This is a genomic window from Mesorhizobium sp. WSM4844, assembly GCF_055811775.1.
This window is the reverse complement of the sequence record NZ_JBVVQB010000055.1, coordinates 25,554-41,434: the sequence shown is the minus strand read 5'-3', so window position 1 is coordinate 41,434 and position 15,881 is coordinate 25,554. Positions and strand designations below refer to the sequence as shown.

The following is a 15,881-nucleotide window of genomic DNA, read 5'->3' as shown; positions in this document are numbered from 1 at the left end:
CAAATCATCTCCCTCTCTTCCTTGCCCACGGAATCACCAATCCGATTCTGTGCAAAGCCCTCACAAGGGGAGAAGGGACGGCGAGCGTTTTGCCGCGCTGCTGTGAACCCTTGCGGCGCAAGGGTTTCAGGCGTGCACGCTATCGAACTTTTCGCGAGCGGCCTTGACCCGCTCGGTGTTCTTGCGCGCCCATTCGCCGAGCGCGCCGACCGGCACAAGCAGCTCGTAGCCAAGTTCGGTCAGCTCATAGTCGACGCGTGGCGGAATGGTCGGAAACACGGTCCGGGTGACGAAGCCGTCGCGCTCCAGCCCGCGCAACGTGGTGGTTAGCATTTTTTGCGAAATGCCGCCGACGGCGCTGCGCAATTCGTTGAAGCGCAGCGGCCCGTCACCGAGCTTGCCGACGACGAGCACGGTCCATTTGTCGCCGACGCGCTGCAGGATTTCCGAGATGGCGCGGCAGTCCTCGGTGCGGTGCGGGTGCCTTGGTATCAAAAAGGTGCCTCCTTGCGCCTCGTGAGCACAGTCACTCATATAGCTCAGGTATCTAAACGATACCAGAAATTCGCCTGAAGGAGAGCCCCTCTATGTCCAAACCCAAAATCGCCATTGTCGTCGGTTCGACCCGCGCCGCACGCTTCGCCGACGTTCCGACCCAGTGGATCGCCAAGATCGCCAAGTCGCATGCCGACATCGACGTGGAGGTGATCGACCTGCGCGACTTCCCGCTGCCGTTCTTCGACGAGGTCGCTTCGTCCGCCTGGGCGCCGTCGCAGAATGAAGTGGCAAAGCGCTGGCAGAAGAAGGTCGCCGAGTTCGATGGCTTCATCTTCACCGCCGCCGAATACAACCATGGCCCGACCGCCGTGCTGAAGAACGCGATCGACTACGCCGCCAATGAATGGAACAAGAAGTCGGCCGGCTTCGTCGGCTATGGCAGCGTCGGCGGCGCGCGTGCCGTCGAGCAGCTGAGGCTGCATGCGGTCGAGCTGCAGATGGCGCCGGTCAAGTCGGCAGTCCATATCGCCTGGGGCGATTTCCTTGCCGTCCGGCAAGGTGAAAAGAAGCTCGAGGAGCTCGAGCACCTGAACCAGGCGGCGACCGCGCTGGTCAACGACGTTGCATGGTGGGCCAAAGTGCTGAAGGCGGCGCGTCAGGCCGACGCGGTGGCCGAGGAAGTCAAGGCGGCCTGAACCGCAGACCAGAACAATCCTCCCAAGGGTTCCCGGGGCGGCGCTTGCGTCGCCCCTTTTGATTCAGGCGATGGCTGGTATTCAGGCGATGGCTGGCGGGCGCGCCTGCCGAGGCCTGATGATGCAGTCGGCGAGGCGGTCCATCTCGTTCAACTCATCCGCATGGTGCTGGCCCCACCCGCAGAGCGCCAGAAGGATAGGCTCGAGGCTGAGGCCGAGGCGCGTCGCCGAATATTCGACGCGTGAGGGAATCTCGGCAAAGATCTCGCGTCTGACAAGGCCGTGTTCCTCCATTTCGCGAAGCTGCTGGATCAGCACTTTCTGGGTGATATCAGGCACCAGCGTCTTCAGCGCCGACAGCCGCCGGGGGCCGTCGAAGAGATGGTAGAGAATGACAGCCTTCCATCGGCCCGAGATAACTTTCAGGGCGCGTTCCGCCGGCAGCAGCGGCAGTCTCTTGGTTGGCAGCCTTTTGGTCGACACCCTTTTGGTCGGCCCCGTTTTGGTTGGCATGGCCATGGTCACCTCCTGGTCAGCAGGGAACAAATGAGTGTGTAGTCGCGATCAGGCAGATAGTGGCAAACAGCAGCCGATGCCATAGCGATGGATGCATGCCATGAGAGCCATTCAACTGAACCGTTTCGGCGGTCCCGACGTCCTGGACGTCGTCGAGATGCCGAAGCCAGAGCCGCAAACAGGCGAGGTGCTGATCCGCGTTCATGCGGCCGGCGTGAATTTCTTCGAAGTGTTGATGCGCGGGGATCGCTACGCGGTGACGCCGCAATTGCCGATGGTTCTCGGCGTCGAAACTGCCGGCACAGTGGAGGCGCTTGGTCAAGGCGCTGACACCTCGCTGGCAGGGACACGCGTCGCGGCGCCGCTGTTCGCTTCAACGCACCCCTTTGGCGGCTATGCCGACTATGTGACGATCGACGCATCGCTGGCCGTGCCTTTGCCCGACGCGCTCTCATTCGAAGACGCGACGGCCTTGATGGTGCAGGGACTGACGGCTTTTCATCTGCTGCGGCAAAGCCCGCCAGCCGGCAAGTCGGTGCTGGTCACTGCAGCCGCGGGCGGTGTCGGCTCGTTGCTAGTCCAGCTCGCCAAACGCCAGGGCGCCAGCGCCGTGATCGCGGTCGCCGGCAGCAGGGCCAAGCTCGATCTTGCCCTGTCGCTTGGCGCCGATGCCGCGGTCGATTACAGCACGTCGGATTGGCCCGCGCGAGTGCGGGAGGCGGCTGGCGGCGCCGGCGTCGATGTCGTCTACGACATTGTCGGCAGCTCGATGACGGCGGCATCGCTGCAAGCGCTCGCGCCTGGCGGAGAGCTGGTTTTTGCGGCGCTGGGCAGATACACGGTCGGCGCTGCGGAACTGGAAGCGATGATCACCCGGAACCAGTCCCTGCGAGGTTTTGCCCTGCTGCCGCTGCTTTCTCCCGACGTGCTGCGCGGTAGTTTGTCAGAGCTTTTCCATCTAGCCGCCAGCGGCGGACTTTTGGTGACAACAGGCGGCCGCTATCCGCTCGACCGGGCCAACGAAGCGCACCGCCTGCTGGAGGAGCGCCGCTCGACCGGCAAGGTCGTGCTGACACCTTGAGTGGTGGTCGATTAACCGCGCACAGGCTGCGTGCAATGCGTGTGCTCAAATGGTGGGAACAGCGCCAGGAGCCGACTTCTGGCGGGCCGGATTGCAGGCGGCCAAGGCCTCTAAATGACTCTCAAACCTTGTTCTGTGTCCGCTATATTGCCATTCAATTTGATCACAACCCAGCGTACTTTATTCGCATTGTTGTCCGCTTTTTCAGTTGCCTCAGCAATCATCGGCAGTCTTTCTTTTTTTCTTGTTCCAAACTCATCGACATAGATTTTAATTTCATTGTCCCGTTTCGCGCCAGCTTGATCGAACGAGGCGTAGAATTCCAATCCAGATGTCAGAAGATTATTGCCAACAATGTCAAAGTATTTAATGCCACCTTTAGGAACGTCAACAGGGTTATCTTCCAAACGATCTATTTCTACAGGATCTACAGGCATAGGATGTTCCTCCTTGTTATTGCCTAACTTTCGACGAAATCAATCTAGATCGCCTGCTTTTCGTGGCGTCCATCCGCTTGATCTTGCCATCACGCCGCCCGATCTACCCATGCCGCCACCGGATCTGCCCATGCCGCCGCCCGATCTACCCATGCCTCCGCCCGACCTGCCCATGCCTCCGCCATGGGCCTCTCCAGATAACAGGATTTGCTCGAGTGACCCCGTCTCTGCGTCCAGCCTGAGTGAATGGTCGCTCTTGTCGTAAATCCATACTCTCATGTCCTTGGAGAAGGCTCCAATTTGCAAGCCGAGGCCCGTTCGCGCACTGGAGCCGGGAGCTCGGGACAGTCTTTTGTACTCAACTTGGCCAGCGGCATTGGTCGGGGGAGGGTCGTCGGGGTCAAGGCCAGCCCCATGGACGAGAAAAATCGCTGGCGGAGCCAGTTCATAAAATGCTCCCTCAAAGGAAAAAGAAAAAATCCGCGCCAGACGCGCATCAGGGCGTTGATTCGGAGCAGTTCCAACAACATGTTCGAGCTGGCGTCGCAGAAAATTGTTGTTTCCTGGTCTTGGTACCCGTAAGTTACCGTATACGCCGCCTCCTCTCAGGATCACGTCGTCAAGCGGCCGCCCAAACAGATATACAGATGATACGCCAAGTAGTGTTTCATTATCTGACATCTTCCTCTCCACTCATTATTATCTAGATAGACATCGACCTCGCTAACAGAACTCTTTCTCGATAGCTCATCTTCGGAAAATTAGATATATCTCTCGGCAGCAAGGTGCGCGCCGAATGGGAATGGCCGCGGCGCGGCCTATTGTTGATCCGCCTGCCAGCGTGCAGCTCGCCGATTCCCCGACGCCTGAAATTGCGATCGATGAGCCTTGCGAACTCCCCCCCCGTCTCGACCTCGTCGACGGCGAGCATCGCCTTCGCGACATCTCCATAGTCCAGAAAATCGGGCCCCAGAGCCCATAGCGTTTCGGCGAGATACATCCCGACGACATCGCGCGCATCGAGCAGCGCCTCGCGGAAGCCGTCAATCCGGCGGGCGAAAGCGCGGTCGAAGGCGTCCTGTAGTGGCGCCCGGGCAGCCGGATCGGCTTCGGCGACATCGGCGAGATTCTCGACCTCGGACGAGATCAGGCCGCGTGCCACCAAGCTCTCGTGAAAGATATCGACCAGGATGTCGAATATCGCGCCGGTGAGCGGCTCCGACAGGTCATGCTCGTTCTTCCAGCCGTGAACGAATTCGGCCATCGTCCGCTGGTTGTTCGCCAACCTTATCTGGCTATGCGGCGAAAATTCCGAAAAGCGCGCGAGACGGTTGGCGAGATAGAGGTTGCCGCGCGTCTCATCCAGCACATTGTCGATCACCGACGGGAAATGCATGGCGGCGATCAGCGACACGCAGTCGGAAAAGGCTTCCTGGAAGCCGACATATTCGGGGAACTCTTTGCCCAGGCCCGGCACGCCCAGCACGGCGAAGGCTATCGCGTGGCCGACCTCGTGAGCGATGACATCGAAGTCGAGGCTGAAAGGGAGGATACTTCCGTCCGTCTCGAACTGGCTGCCCACTTCGAGATAGCCGTAGCCGAACTGAGCATTGTTCCATGTCGGCAGAATCGAGATTTCCAGACGCTCATGGTGATCGCGGAAATGCCATGCTACCGACTGGCCGAGGTAGCGTTCCCACACATCGAGCGTGAACCGCACGGAGCCGAACAGATGCGCGGCCTCGAAGCCGGGCGTCGATGGCTGGTAGTGATCGAAATTGCCGCGCTCGTCGGGCACTGCCGGCGCGAGGATATTTCCTGTCCAGGGCGGCAGATAGATAAACGGTGTTCCCAAGGGCGCGCGGTTCACGCCATAGGGCATGGTCTTGCCGACCGGCTCCACGACATACATTCGATCGTCCGACGGGCCGACACCGACGCTTCCGAGGGGCGATGAAACCGTGACGATTTCAGGGCACGCTCTATCGTCCTCGAACGGAGGCTGGACAAAGAGCCTGAATCGGGTCGCCATCCCAGTACCCCACGACCTATATTAGCTAAGCATAAATTAATCTCCGTTGCTTGGCGAGAACTTCGTAAGCAACGTAAGCCTTTTGTTTGTCGGGTCTGCGAACGCGCCCCGGCCCCGTCCTATTCCGTGAGTTCTATCAGCCTGGGATAGCGCGGGTGGCCGCGAATGGACTCGAAATCGGAGTCGTTCTTGAACCACAGCTTCATTTCCGTGCCGACCTGAGGCAACCAGGCCTCCAGCAGGTCGATCGACCGGTCGCTCTCGCCCAGCAGCGCATAGGTGCAGGCGGCATTGTACTGGATATTTATGTCGCCGGATTCGGTCGCAAGGGAGCGCTCCAGCCATGCCAATGCTCGATCGTGCTCACCGAGGAAGGCGAGCATGATCGCGCCAAGGCATCCAACATTGGCATTCTCCGGGTGGAGCCTTAGCTCCTCCTCGGCCTTCTCTATCGCGATCCGCGCATAGTTTTCGGCTTGATCGTTCTGCCCGAGCGAGCGGAAGACGTTCACGAGCATAACCGGCGCACCATAGTCCGCCGGCTTGATCTCCATTGCCCTCAGGAAATACGTCGCTGCCATTTCGAACTGACCCTGGGTCACGCAGAACTCGGCATAGTACCGATTGGCCTCATGGCAATTAGGATCGATGGCCAAAGCCCGCTCGAAGGCGGCAACCGCCTCGGCGCGGCGACCAGCGCCCGAAAGGGCGTGCCCCATGGCCGCATACGCTTCTGGCAGATTGGGGTCGATAGCCAACGCCTTTGCGGTGGTTGCCAGAATATCCTCGACCTGAATGTCGAAGCCAAATTGCGAGCGGAGCCGCGTGTTGCAGACCGCGATGCCGGCATAGGCTCGAGCATAGCTCGGGTCGAGTTCGATAGCCCTGGCGAAACTTTGCCTGGCCATCAGGTGGTTTGCCTTCGACGCGATGTGGTAATACTCGCGGCCTCTCAGATAATGCGTATAGGCTTCGACATTCTCGGTCGGCGCTTGCTCGATCGCCTTCTTCTCCTCGGGAAGGAGTTTGACCTTGAGCTGCTCGACGATTGCCTTGGTGATCCCGTCCTGCACGGCGAAGATATCGGTGAGGTCGCGGTCGTAGCGGGCGGCCCAGACGTGGCCGTCGCTCGCCCCTTCGGTCAGTTCGGCATTGATCCTGACGCGGTTCCCGGCTTTGCGGACGCTTCCCTCGACCACATAGGCGACACCGAGTTCACTGGCGATGTGTTCCAGGTTCAGGGCGCGGCGCTTGCAGGCGAAGACGGTGTTGCGGCTGAGCACGAAGAGGCCCGAAACGTTGGACAGGTCCGTGATGATGTCCTCGGTGATGCCGTCGCTGAAGAACTCCTGGTCGGGATCGTTGCTCATATTGGCGAAGGGCAGGACGGCCACCGAAGGCTTGTCGGGGCGCGTCCCAATGTCACCGGTCCGCATTTCGTTGCGCGAGGCGACATTCCCCCAATTGGCGAAATAGACATGCACCGGATGGGACATGTTCTTCACCGTCCTGGCACCCTGATCGGCGAAGCCCACGCCGAGCTTGTTGCCAACCTCGTGGCGCACCGCCTCCGAACAGGCAATGCCGCCGGGTACGGCGAGACCTTGCAACCGGACTGCCATGTTCACACCGTCGCCGTAAAAATCGTCGCCGTCGACGATAAGATCGCCGAGATTGATGCCCATCCGAAACTTGAAATGGCGGTCTTCCGGGATCCCGGCGTTGCGCTCTACCATCCCGCGCTGGATTTCTACGGCACAACGGGCGGCGTTGAGAACGCTGCCGAACTCGACAAGCAAGCCGTCGCCCATCACCTTGAAGATGCGCCCGCCATGCTTGGCTACAGTGGGATCGAAGAACTCGCGGCGATGCTGGCGAAGCGCGCCGAGCGTTCGCTCTTCATTCGCTTCCATCAGGCGACTGTAGCCTACCACGTCGGCAGCCAGGATCGCCGCCAGACGGCGCTCAACCCGCTCCTCGGACATGCCGTCTCCGAAAAACGTCGATACTACACGATTTAACGGCATACCGGTGAAGGTTTTTCGATGTGGGCCGCAACGCGAGGGTGCGGGCTGGGATCGACATCAGCCCGCGTTGGAAAACCTCCCAAGCAGGAAGCCGCGGGGTGCAGGGTGGATGCTATGGGGAAAGCGCGGGGCTGGCGGTGACCAGCGGGCCGACAGCCGCAATCGGGGTGGCCCCAAACCTTGTGTCGGTCGGCCCTGCGCCTCATTCAGGTCGTTGAGATCAGTTTTGCCGTTTCCTGAAAGCAGACATAGCCAACGACCACGCTGGAGATCATGGTTGCGCCAGTAACCAACGATCCCGCCATCGCGGACAAGGGCTGAATCAAACCATTGACGTTACTCTGCGCTGAGATTCTGCCTCTGAGCGGCGGCATACTCTTCCAAAAAGCAGGATGTTTCGAAGCACGATCAATCGCTTGAACGATTAGGCCGAAATAGCGGAATCCGCATGCAATAAATTGGCGAGGTTCTCGTCCCGTGTCGTCGATCAATCCCGGCGCGGATCGTAAGGCCTGGCGGCCCGTTGAGCGACGCGCTCGCGGTACCTCGCGTCGGTACCACTTCGGTTTTCCGGCTTGGTAAGCATTTCGACAGGCTTCCCGAGGACGACCAGCAGCGTGTCCCATTCTTCCTGGCCGAGCGTCTTGTAGCGGTACTCCAGACCTGGCGAAGCCAGGAGTTGCTCGATCTCAAGCCGCGCGAAAGAGGCCGCAGGGCCAATGCGGCGAAAGCCGCTTCGCACGGCATCGGTAGCCGCGGTCAGGTCGCTGAAGCCATACTTGCCCGGATCGTAGACGGAGTACTCACGCAGCAGCCGCAACAGGTCGGGCACGGCATCGACGCTGCGCTCGCCCTGGCGCTTGATCAGGCCGGTGGCAAAGCGGCTGACCGCCGGATCTGCGAGAATTGCGCGCTCTTCCGGCAGAGGATCGGAGTATGCACCTACAGGGAGGCCGGCCAGGGCATTGATCCAGTGGCGCGCCTCCTTCTTGTCGGTGGCCGCGAGGTAGCGGCGGGCGGCGAGCCGCCGCAGATCGGCGGAGTCGCCATGGACCTGTTTGATGATCGCCCACAGCCCGTCGGAGGATCGCACCCGCGGGTCCTCCAAGATGCGAACCAGCAGACGCCGGTCGCTCTCGCCGAGCGGCTGGTCGTTCGCGCGGAACGAGTCCATCCACTGATTGGCGAGCGCGAACGCGGGATTCCTCACCGGCTTACGCGGATCGTCGAGCGCTCTGGCAAGTTCCTCGCGCGTTCTCGTTTTCGTCGTTTCCATATTCACGCCGCGCGAAACGCTGGTGTGGTCGAGTAGCAGCCGGTTGACCGGAACCTCGGCGTACATCCTTCCGTCACCGAGCCGCCGACGCTCCCAGCCGAACCGGAAGTTCTCGATCCCGCCCGAAGCCCCGATCAGCAACGGCGCCGCGGGGGCAAAGATCGACAGGATCGACTGCCGCAGCAGCACCTGTTCACCGGCGTCGGTGATGGTGAGCGCCTTGCGGTGGGGTGCGGAGGGTTCGAGCGACCAATCCACCCGTCCCGATCGGGGCTTGGCATCGGGCACGGCGGGGCCGTCCTCGATCGCGATAGTGAGGTCGGGTTCGGGGGCGTCGTCGCTTTGCAGCAGCGCCTTGCCCTCTGACATCATCAGGTTCCATTCGGCTTCCAGCGCGCGCTGAGGGGCGAGCGGATCGGAGGCATCGTAGCGCCGCTCTTCCAGCAGGCCATGCCCGATGACGGTGCTTCGTTTGCCGGGCGTCGAGTCCGGCACGATGCGATAGGTATTGGAATGACCGCGAAGGGTCTGGACGCGGACTGAAGTGACGCCCGGGGTCTTGAGCAAGGCCGCGCACAATGCGTCGCAACGGCCTTCGAACGGGCGGGCGAGGAGAATGTCGCCGTTGAGCGCAATCGGTGCGCTCGACTGAATGTCCGGCTCCTTCAGGCTGACCAGCATATCCCTCGCCCGGGTGAGGCCTGGCTGGGGGATGGTCCAGAACAGTGCCAGCGTCGCGGCGCCCGACATGACGTTCAGAGGAACGCCTGAAAGGAAAAGCCCGAGCAGCAAGCGGAACAACGCGAAGGCGACGCCATACATGAAGGCCGTTGGCATCGACGCGAGGATGAGCCCCGGGATAATCAGGAAACTGCCGATTATGACCAGCCATGGCATTGTCAGCGCCGCGAACGCGCCGATGCCGGTGATGATCAAGTAAGTCTTCAACCACATGCGCGGAACCTTACCGCGCAGGACTCAAAAAAATGATAAAGCCACTGTTCTCGGGTCGGTGCCGTTTTGGGAATCCGCCCGTTGACGAATCTCGTTACGCTCACCTCAAAAAGCTGTCGATCGTCCGCCTTTGGAGGCTCTGGCGCCTCCATCAGATGACCGACTCGGTGAAGATTTTTCGATGCGGGCGCGCAACGCAGACATCGGCCCGCGTTGGAAAACCTCCCAAGCATCGATCAGGCGATCTGGCCTTCTTCCGTGACCTGGCCGGCCTTGCACTAGGCTGACACCTTCGCCGCCTGGCTCGCGCCGCTACGCAAATCCGAATGGGTCGGAGATAGTTGCGCTGCGTCTCCCGTGAGAAACGCCACATGTTCATGTCGCCGATCAACCGCTGGCGCAAGGGGCTGATGGGTGTGCATCGAGAGCGGGATGGGTCATAGTCAGGCTCCTTGTTGAAGAAGCCCGTCATGCTCTGCCGCCGCCGAATGACGCTCAATGCCGGCGCGACGACCGGTCCCTGATCTCTACCTCAACCGCAGGCGCCCTCCCGCGTAGCGGGTTCGTTCTCCGACCCGAAGCAGAGTCTCACACGCGAATGGCTGCTTTGCGCCGCATGTCCGTCCTTGAGGCGATCTTTGCGATTGCCGGATAGCAGACGCTGCCGGCGACCACCTTGGACATCTTATTGCGCCAGGGCAGACATTTCCGATCGCGGGGCAGGCGGCCCCGGATGGGTCGCTACTTCGGCATTGGGAGGAGACTTCTGAAGTCCGATTCCTCTCCGCCCCAGATCGGTATTGATGTACCGACACCGGGCAGTCATACTTACGGGGCAAGTGACGAGAAACGAGCCACAATGCGTCTGCTGCCAAATCTGCTCTCCCGCTTTGTAAAAAACGGGCGCCTGACTGTCATATTCGAGGACGGTTTCAGGCAAGCCTTCGGCAGTGGACAGGATGGGCCCGACGTGACGATCCGCCTAACCGACAAAGCGGTCGAACGCGAGATCTTCTTCAATCCGGAACTGAAGGCGGCCGAAGCCTACATGGATGGCCGCTTGGTGATCGAGAGCGGTGGCAAAGCATTTGACCTCTTGTCACTTTTTTCTGTCAACCGCACTGGGTTGGCAGCCCACCCCGTTCAGAAGGCGTTGCGGAAAGTCTGGCGTGCGTTGCGCCGACGCCAGCAGAACAACAAGCTCGGTCTCGCCGCAAAAAACGTTCAGCATCACTACGACATCCCGACGAAATTTTATGAGCTATGGCTCGACGAGACAATGACCTATTCGTGCGCCTATTATACGGCACCGGACAACAATCTGCAGCAAGCGCAGATCGACAAGCATCGCCACATTGCCGCGAAGCTCAAGCTAGAGCCGGGCATGCATGTGTTGGAAATCGGCTCAGGCTGGGGCGCTCTCGCCATCTATCTCGCCAAGTATTGCGACGTGAAGGTCACGGCGATCAACGTTTCGACGGAGCAATTGGCGGCGTCTCGGCTTCGAGCGATCGAGGCCGGGGTCGCTCATCAGATCGATTTTCGCGAGGTCGACTATCGCGAGGTCAGCGGACAATTCGACCGTGTTGTCTCGATCGGAATGATGGAGCACGTAGGCGTCGCTCATTTCGACAGCTATTTCACAACCATCAGTAGATTGTTGAAGGAGGGCGGCTTCGCATTGGTTCATGCGATCGGACGCATGTCACCGCCTGGTACGACGGCGCCGTTCATCCGCAAGTATATCTTTCCAGGTGGGTATGTGCCGGCTTTGTCAGAGGTGTTTGCCTCGTTGGAGCGCACGGGGATCTGGTGCGCCGACTGCGAAAATTTGCGGCTGCACTATTACTGGACGATCCACGATTGGCGTCTCGGTTATGAGGCCAGGCGCGAGGAGGCAGTCGCCATGATGGGCGAACGCTTCTGCCGTATGTGGGATTTCTATCTGGCGTCGGCCGAACTCGGCTTCCTAAACGGTTCAAATTTTGTCTTCCAGATACTGATCTCGGTTCGCCGTGACGATGTCCCAATCATCCGCGATTATATTGTCGAAGAAGAGCGACGCCTACTGAGCTCGATGCAGACGAGTGCGTAGTTTCGCTGTCTACACCGTGGGCCCGGTCCGCTGGTTAGCTCGCCCTGCAGGACTCGGATGACATCATCGTGGGGGGCTTGCAGCTGGTGGCGAGTCATTTCTAAGGCTCCGCCCGCGCCCGAGTACCGCCCCGGTCAAGCGAAAGCCACCGCAACCGGAACCATTCCTCCCAAGACCTGGTCCAACTTCGGGCACGTCAGATTGTGGGCAGCGAGTATCTCACGGCGTTACACAAGTCCAACCTTGCGAAAAACGCAGGATACGGACGAACGCATCGCCGCAGTAGCGCAGTGGAAGGCGGCGATCTGCTTCAGCGAAGCGGAACGGGTTGCGCTGGCCCTTGTCGAGGCCATTTTCGTCCCGGATGCCGGCAACGAACGCGGTTCGGATGCGCTGTACGCCCGAGCTTCCAGCCACTACGACGACAAAGCGCTCGCCACGCTCGCTGTTGCCATCGGCCAAGTCTCGTTTTTCATCGCGGTCGCGCTGTTGGAAAACCACTGCCTGGGCGCTCGCCAAGCGAAAGCTGGCGCTAGGAGTTACGGGTACGCGTTCGTCCCGACATGAATTCGGGCTAGGCGTTCGTGCCAAAAGACGTGATGTGAAGCCGGCGACTATCCGTCGGCTCTACCAAACACATCGCTTCGCCAATAGATGGGCCCGGCTTTCAAAGCGGTCATCGTGTTGCCGGCCAGTTGAAGTGGCCTGCGATAGGCGACAAAGCCCGGATGCGCTGTATCACCCCGACTGCATTGACCTCCCGCTCAAAGAACGCTCTTTTCAGGGCCATAAGCTTTGGCGAGACGGACCATGCCTTTCGTTCGAAGGCGTTGGTACCAATAGAATAGTATCATCAAGCCGGTTGTTGTGCCGGCACCAAGGCACAGTGCAGGCGCCAACGCTGATCCGACATATAGTGCTAGAAGGGTCACGCCCGCCGCCGCGACAATGGCATTTACGAAAGCGATCATCGTCGCGGCTGTGGTCAGATGCGCCAGGAGCGGCCCGGCACGCAGCGACGGTTCGGCGTCGTTTTCTGGCCAACGGCCGAACTCTTTGGAAAACTGAAAAGCAGCATCCTCCCCCAGCGTTCGGTAGTAGTTCCTGATCCGGGCGATGCCGATATGGGCCTGCATGTTCTCGGCGGCTATATCGATCAACCTTAGGACGGTGAAGCTACCCAGCAAAAAGAGCGATGGCAGCACGGCTAGGAGAAACGGCTGAAGGAATTCAGGCGACTGCGCGACAAAGCCCGTCGCCACTAGAGCGCTCGATAGAGACATGATGTAGATGGTCGTTCGCGACGCCATTTCGCTGATAGTTGCGCTGATCGCCGATTGCTGCACGAAATGCTCTGTCGTGAGGGCCGCGAGAAGCGCGGTGTGGGGTGTTGTCATGTCGGCCATTTTATATCTCCTGTGGTGAGCATGCCGCCGCTGGCGCATCCTGAGCGACAGAGCCGTCGACACAGGCTGCATGCGCCTACGCGATTGTGCAGATGTTCAAAGAGTGTTCATCAACTTGGCAATTCCGTTTAAATGGCGCCGGAATTCGGCTTGCCCGATGCCTGTATAACGCCGGAAATCGCGGCTCGCATGGGCTTGATCGAAATAGCCTTGCTGGCGGCCAATTGCGCCAGTCCGCCGGCGGGCGCGTCGGCCAGCAGAGCCCCAACTAGTCGATAATAGCGCATGACGCTCGCATATCGTTTTGGTGAAAGGCCCACGAGGTTCCGGAACAGTCGATAGAGCGAAGAATAGGACAGCCCCAGCGCGGCCGCGGCAGTAGCAACGCCTTGGTTTGGATCGGCATCTATGAGGCGCACGGCTTCCGCAAGATTTTGAATCTGCTGGTGGGCATTGCTCACACGTCCGGATAGGGCAATGTCGCAACTACGCTCGGTCCCAAACAGTCGCGCCAATTTGGTTAAGGTCCTGGATGGGGTTTAGGTTAGACGTTCGTCCTCGGCAAGATTGTCACAATTCGGTCACTCGCCGCCAAATTGCCGAATGCCCGGACACGGCGGACTGAAGCAACGCAGCATTTTCCACTTTGAGGCGAAGTAATTCTCAACTATGGTCCGCCAGGCTTTTGGCATGGGGGGAATATTGCCGATGGTTTTATCACGCAGGGGTGTCATGCTCGGCGGCCTGGCGCTGGTCGCGGTGGGTGCAACCAGCAATATTGCTCAAGCCGCGGCGGCAAAATCCTTTTTCGCCGGTACCGCCAGCGACAACAATTTTGTCTATCGCAAGACCAACTTCGCCAAGATCGACAAGAGATGGCATCGCCAGATCGTCAAGTATTTCAGCAGCGAGCCGGTCGGCACCGTCGTCGTCGATACCCGCCACCACTTCCTCTACGTCATCATGGAAAACAAGACCGCCATCCGCTACGGCGTCGGCGTCGGCAAGGACGGCTTCAAATGGTACGGCCGCGCGACGATCGATCGCCGCGCGCTGTGGCCGCAATGGGTCCCGCCCCCCGAAATGCGTAGGCGCAAGCCGGACCTACCGCACATGGTCGCAGGCGGCGCGTCCAACAATCCGCTCGGGCCGCGCGCGCTCTATCTGCACCGCAACGGCGCCGACACCGGCTACCGCCTGCATGGCACGCTGGAGCCATGGAGCATCGGCACCGACGCTTCCAGCGGCTGCATCCGCATGTTCCCGGAAGACATCATCGATCTCTACCAGCGCTGCCCGATCGGCACCGCGGTGCAGGTCCTGCCGCACATCGCCGACCAGGCGCCCGCTTCCACCACTGTCGAATGATTGGCGCCTCATGAACCGCATGATTGAGAACACGCGCCGGCTGCTCGCCGCCGGCCTGCTGTTGCTGGCCGCATCCTGCTCGACCAGCAACACGCTGGCCCCTTCCACGCCCGACATCACCAACACCGAGGTTGCCGGCTTCCAGAACGTGCAGCCGGGCAGCGAGGAGGATTTTATCCTCAATGTCGGCCGCCGCACCTATTTCACGCAAGGTTCGGCCGCGCTCGATTCTGTCGCCAAGGCCACCCTCGACACCCAGATCGCCTGGTTAGCAAAGCATCCGCGCTGGCTGCTCAAGCTGCAGGGTTTCGCCGACGATCCCGGCGCAAGTGAAACGGCGCTGTCGCAGCAGCGCGCCGATGCGGTGATGGACTACCTCGCCGCCGGCGGCATAGACCGCAACCGCATGTGGGCCAAGGGCTACGGCAAGGACAGGCTCGTCCGCGACTGCCCCGACACCGCCTGCAGGTCGCAGAACCGCCGCGTTGTGTCTAATTTGCGCGATGAGAGAGACGAGCCGTAGGGGGCTGCTGTTCTGCTTGTGACCCGAAGCAGAGTCTCACACGCGACGGCGGCATGGCTGCTTTTGCGCCTCATGTCGGCCGTAAAGATCAGCTTTGCGGCTTCCTGAAAGTAGACAGCGCTGGAGGTCGCGGTTGCGCCATTGCCAAGCACCGAGCGAGCTAATGAGACGCCGGGCCGTCCTCGAGCGGACGCTCACTCTTTCAGCCGTGTATAGAGGCCGCGTGTGGCCAACGTCTCTTGCTGTCCGGGACGCGTGAAATAGAGCTCAAAGACATGGCGATCGTTGTTCTCGATTTTGATTACTGTGCGCATGCCGATCGACTTGCCGACCGTGTCTTCGCCAGCCACACCCTGGTCAGTGAAGGCCCCGGACATGCTGATGGGCCTTTGATTTCCGGATCCAGGGGTGCCTTCGTAGTACATCATGGTTGTGTTGACAGGATCGATCGTAATCCACTCGTATCGGTCGTCCATGATACTGTAGCCGAGCCAGCCTTTGCGCCAGATTGGCGCTCCATCCAGCGTCCCCTCCATCGTGTCTTCGATGTAACGGCCGCCTGCCAACCACTGCCGACGGCTAATGAGGTCGTCCGTCACGAGCGGCGGCTGATCGGGGCTGCGGCCGAGCGTGCCGTAGAAGCTCAACTGGACCCGCCAGGTGCCAACTAGTGGCGCCAGAACCTCATGCGCCTGACCCGGCAATCCGCGACTAAGCCATTTGGGTAACTCGGACTGCGTCGGGGGCGCGGCCGCGGCCGAGCCATCTTGAGCCAATGCGCCGGAAGGAACGGGGAGGGCGAATGCAACGACAATTAGGGCAACGTGTAGTGTCTCAATGATTCTTCTCATCTGCGGTCCATTTGTTTATTGGAAATTGCTGTAACGCGCTTGGTTGAGGGTCACCGTTGTGAACTTTCCGCGTGAACCGGATCGATACTGATCTCTTAATCCTTGAGGCTCTATCTGTTAGA

Annotated in this window: 17 protein-coding genes; 6 read left to right on the top strand and 11 right to left on the bottom strand. The window is 60.3% G+C overall.

Features of this window, described 5'->3' with window-relative positions; translation table 11 throughout:
* Positions 1 to 126: 126 nt before the first annotated feature.
* Positions 127 to 495 carry a winged helix-turn-helix transcriptional regulator gene (locus AC0L2A_RS29450; RefSeq protein ID WP_473611785.1) on the bottom strand — a complete coding sequence of 123 codons (369 nt, stop codon included), beginning with the start codon at positions 493 to 495 and terminating at the stop codon, positions 127 to 129.
* 92 nt (positions 496 to 587) lie between these two features.
* Between AC0L2A_RS29450 and AC0L2A_RS29445 the strand changes: the two genes are divergently transcribed.
* Positions 588 to 1,193 carry an NADPH-dependent FMN reductase gene (locus AC0L2A_RS29445; protein ID WP_473611784.1) on the top strand — a complete coding sequence of 202 codons (606 nt, stop codon included), beginning with the start codon at positions 588 to 590 and terminating at the stop codon, positions 1,191 to 1,193.
* Between the two features lie 81 nt (positions 1,194 to 1,274).
* Here the strand turns inward: AC0L2A_RS29445 and AC0L2A_RS29440 are convergent, their stop codons facing one another.
* A complete protein-coding gene (locus tag AC0L2A_RS29440; RefSeq protein WP_473611782.1) occupies positions 1,275 to 1,712 on the bottom strand; it encodes a winged helix-turn-helix transcriptional regulator in 438 nt (145 codons plus the stop codon).
* 97 nt (positions 1,713 to 1,809) lie between these two features.
* On the opposite strand from AC0L2A_RS29440, the gene AC0L2A_RS29435 reads away from it, so the two are divergent.
* Positions 1,810 to 2,790: a quinone oxidoreductase family protein gene (locus AC0L2A_RS29435; protein WP_473611781.1), complete on the top strand. Its 981-nt coding sequence runs from the start codon at positions 1,810 to 1,812 to the stop codon at positions 2,788 to 2,790.
* A 110-nt stretch (positions 2,791 to 2,900) separates the two neighbouring features.
* Here AC0L2A_RS29435 and AC0L2A_RS29430 read toward each other — a convergent pair whose 3' ends face one another.
* The 6 genes from AC0L2A_RS29430 to AC0L2A_RS29405 all read right to left on the bottom strand — a co-directional run bounded on the left by AC0L2A_RS29430 (position 2,901) and on the right by AC0L2A_RS29405 (position 9,498).
* Complete coding sequence (locus AC0L2A_RS29430; protein WP_473611779.1) at positions 2,901 to 3,227, bottom strand: hypothetical protein; 327 nt, start codon at positions 3,225 to 3,227, stop codon at positions 2,901 to 2,903.
* A gap of 39 nt (positions 3,228 to 3,266) precedes the next feature.
* The gene (locus tag AC0L2A_RS29425) at positions 3,267 to 3,908 is read right to left on the bottom strand and encodes a hypothetical protein (protein ID WP_128186519.1); all 642 of its coding nucleotides are present in this window, start codon (positions 3,906 to 3,908) and stop codon (positions 3,267 to 3,269) included.
* A gap of 22 nt (positions 3,909 to 3,930) precedes the next feature.
* The gene (locus AC0L2A_RS29420; RefSeq protein ID WP_473611778.1) at positions 3,931 to 5,259 is read right to left on the bottom strand and encodes a gluzincin family metallopeptidase; all 1,329 of its coding nucleotides are present in this window, start codon (positions 5,257 to 5,259) and stop codon (positions 3,931 to 3,933) included.
* 119 nt (positions 5,260 to 5,378) lie between these two features.
* Positions 5,379 to 7,244, bottom strand: coding sequence for a TPR end-of-group domain-containing protein (locus tag AC0L2A_RS29415; RefSeq protein ID WP_473611777.1), 1,866 nt, complete (start codon positions 7,242 to 7,244; stop codon positions 5,379 to 5,381).
* Positions 7,245 to 7,492: 248 nt separating this feature from the next.
* Complete coding sequence (locus AC0L2A_RS29410) at positions 7,493 to 7,777, bottom strand: hypothetical protein (protein WP_473611775.1); 285 nt, start codon at positions 7,775 to 7,777, stop codon at positions 7,493 to 7,495.
* A complete protein-coding gene (locus AC0L2A_RS29405; protein WP_473611774.1) occupies positions 7,774 to 9,498 on the bottom strand; it encodes a hypothetical protein in 1,725 nt (574 codons plus the stop codon). The genes AC0L2A_RS29410 and AC0L2A_RS29405 overlap by 4 nt, the downstream gene beginning before the upstream one ends.
* Positions 9,499 to 10,375: 877 nt before the next feature.
* Between AC0L2A_RS29405 and AC0L2A_RS29400 the strand changes: the two genes are divergently transcribed.
* Both AC0L2A_RS29400 and AC0L2A_RS29395 read left to right on the top strand, forming a co-directional pair.
* Positions 10,376 to 11,611 carry a class I SAM-dependent methyltransferase gene (locus AC0L2A_RS29400; protein ID WP_473611788.1) on the top strand — a complete coding sequence of 412 codons (1,236 nt, stop codon included), beginning with the start codon at positions 10,376 to 10,378 and terminating at the stop codon, positions 11,609 to 11,611.
* 243 nt (positions 11,612 to 11,854) lie between these two features.
* A complete protein-coding gene (locus AC0L2A_RS29395; RefSeq protein ID WP_473611773.1) occupies positions 11,855 to 12,178 on the top strand; it encodes a carboxymuconolactone decarboxylase family protein in 324 nt (107 codons plus the stop codon).
* A gap of 197 nt (positions 12,179 to 12,375) precedes the next feature.
* Here the strand turns inward: AC0L2A_RS29395 and AC0L2A_RS29390 are convergent, their stop codons facing one another.
* Together AC0L2A_RS29390 and AC0L2A_RS29385 are read right to left on the bottom strand one after the other, a co-directional pair.
* Positions 12,376 to 13,017 (bottom strand): hypothetical protein, encoded by a 642-nt coding sequence (locus AC0L2A_RS29390; protein WP_473611771.1) that lies wholly within the window; start codon positions 13,015 to 13,017, stop codon positions 12,376 to 12,378.
* 128 nt (positions 13,018 to 13,145) lie between these two features.
* Positions 13,146 to 13,532 (bottom strand): helix-turn-helix domain-containing protein, encoded by a 387-nt coding sequence (locus AC0L2A_RS29385; protein ID WP_473611770.1) that lies wholly within the window; start codon positions 13,530 to 13,532, stop codon positions 13,146 to 13,148.
* 193 nt (positions 13,533 to 13,725) lie between these two features.
* On the opposite strand from AC0L2A_RS29385, the gene AC0L2A_RS29380 reads away from it, so the two are divergent.
* Positions 13,726 to 14,385, top strand: coding sequence for a L,D-transpeptidase (locus AC0L2A_RS29380; RefSeq protein ID WP_473611769.1), 660 nt, complete (start codon positions 13,726 to 13,728; stop codon positions 14,383 to 14,385).
* Between the two features lie 10 nt (positions 14,386 to 14,395).
* The gene (locus tag AC0L2A_RS29375; protein ID WP_128187260.1) at positions 14,396 to 14,908 is read left to right on the top strand and encodes an OmpA family protein; all 513 of its coding nucleotides are present in this window, start codon (positions 14,396 to 14,398) and stop codon (positions 14,906 to 14,908) included.
* A gap of 194 nt (positions 14,909 to 15,102) precedes the next feature.
* Here AC0L2A_RS29375 and AC0L2A_RS29370 read toward each other — a convergent pair whose 3' ends face one another.
* Positions 15,103 to 15,759: a DUF1579 family protein gene (locus AC0L2A_RS29370; protein ID WP_473611767.1), complete on the bottom strand. Its 657-nt coding sequence runs from the start codon at positions 15,757 to 15,759 to the stop codon at positions 15,103 to 15,105.
* Positions 15,760 to 15,881: the final 122 nt, after the last annotated feature.

What these genes read in the sequence shown, in the direction of transcription:
- AC0L2A_RS29445 (WP_473611784.1), top strand. Translation starts at nt 588, where the DNA reads ATGTCCAAACCCAAAATCGCCATTGTCGTCGGTTCGACCCGCGCCGCA.
- AC0L2A_RS29440 (WP_473611782.1), bottom strand. Translation starts at nt 1,712, where the DNA reads ATGGCCATGCCAACCAAAACGGGGCCGACCAAAAGGGTGTCGACCAAA.
- AC0L2A_RS29435 (WP_473611781.1), top strand. Translation starts at nt 1,810, where the DNA reads ATGAGAGCCATTCAACTGAACCGTTTCGGCGGTCCCGACGTCCTGGAC.
- AC0L2A_RS29430 (WP_473611779.1), bottom strand. Translation starts at nt 3,227, where the DNA reads ATGCCTGTAGATCCTGTAGAAATAGATCGTTTGGAAGATAACCCTGTT.
- AC0L2A_RS29425 (WP_128186519.1), bottom strand. Translation starts at nt 3,908, where the DNA reads ATGTCAGATAATGAAACACTACTTGGCGTATCATCTGTATATCTGTTT.
- AC0L2A_RS29420 (WP_473611778.1), bottom strand. Translation starts at nt 5,259, where the DNA reads ATGGCGACCCGATTCAGGCTCTTTGTCCAGCCTCCGTTCGAGGACGAT.
- AC0L2A_RS29415 (WP_473611777.1), bottom strand. Translation starts at nt 7,244, where the DNA reads ATGTCCGAGGAGCGGGTTGAGCGCCGTCTGGCGGCGATCCTGGCTGCC.
- AC0L2A_RS29400 (WP_473611788.1), top strand. Translation starts at nt 10,376, where the DNA reads ATGCGTCTGCTGCCAAATCTGCTCTCCCGCTTTGTAAAAAACGGGCGC.
- AC0L2A_RS29390 (WP_473611771.1), bottom strand. Translation starts at nt 13,017, where the DNA reads ATGGCCGACATGACAACACCCCACACCGCGCTTCTCGCGGCCCTCACG.
- AC0L2A_RS29380 (WP_473611769.1), top strand. Translation starts at nt 13,726, where the DNA reads ATGGTTTTATCACGCAGGGGTGTCATGCTCGGCGGCCTGGCGCTGGTC.
- AC0L2A_RS29375 (WP_128187260.1), top strand. Translation starts at nt 14,396, where the DNA reads ATGAACCGCATGATTGAGAACACGCGCCGGCTGCTCGCCGCCGGCCTG.
- AC0L2A_RS29370 (WP_473611767.1), bottom strand. Translation starts at nt 15,759, where the DNA reads ATGAGAAGAATCATTGAGACACTACACGTTGCCCTAATTGTCGTTGCA.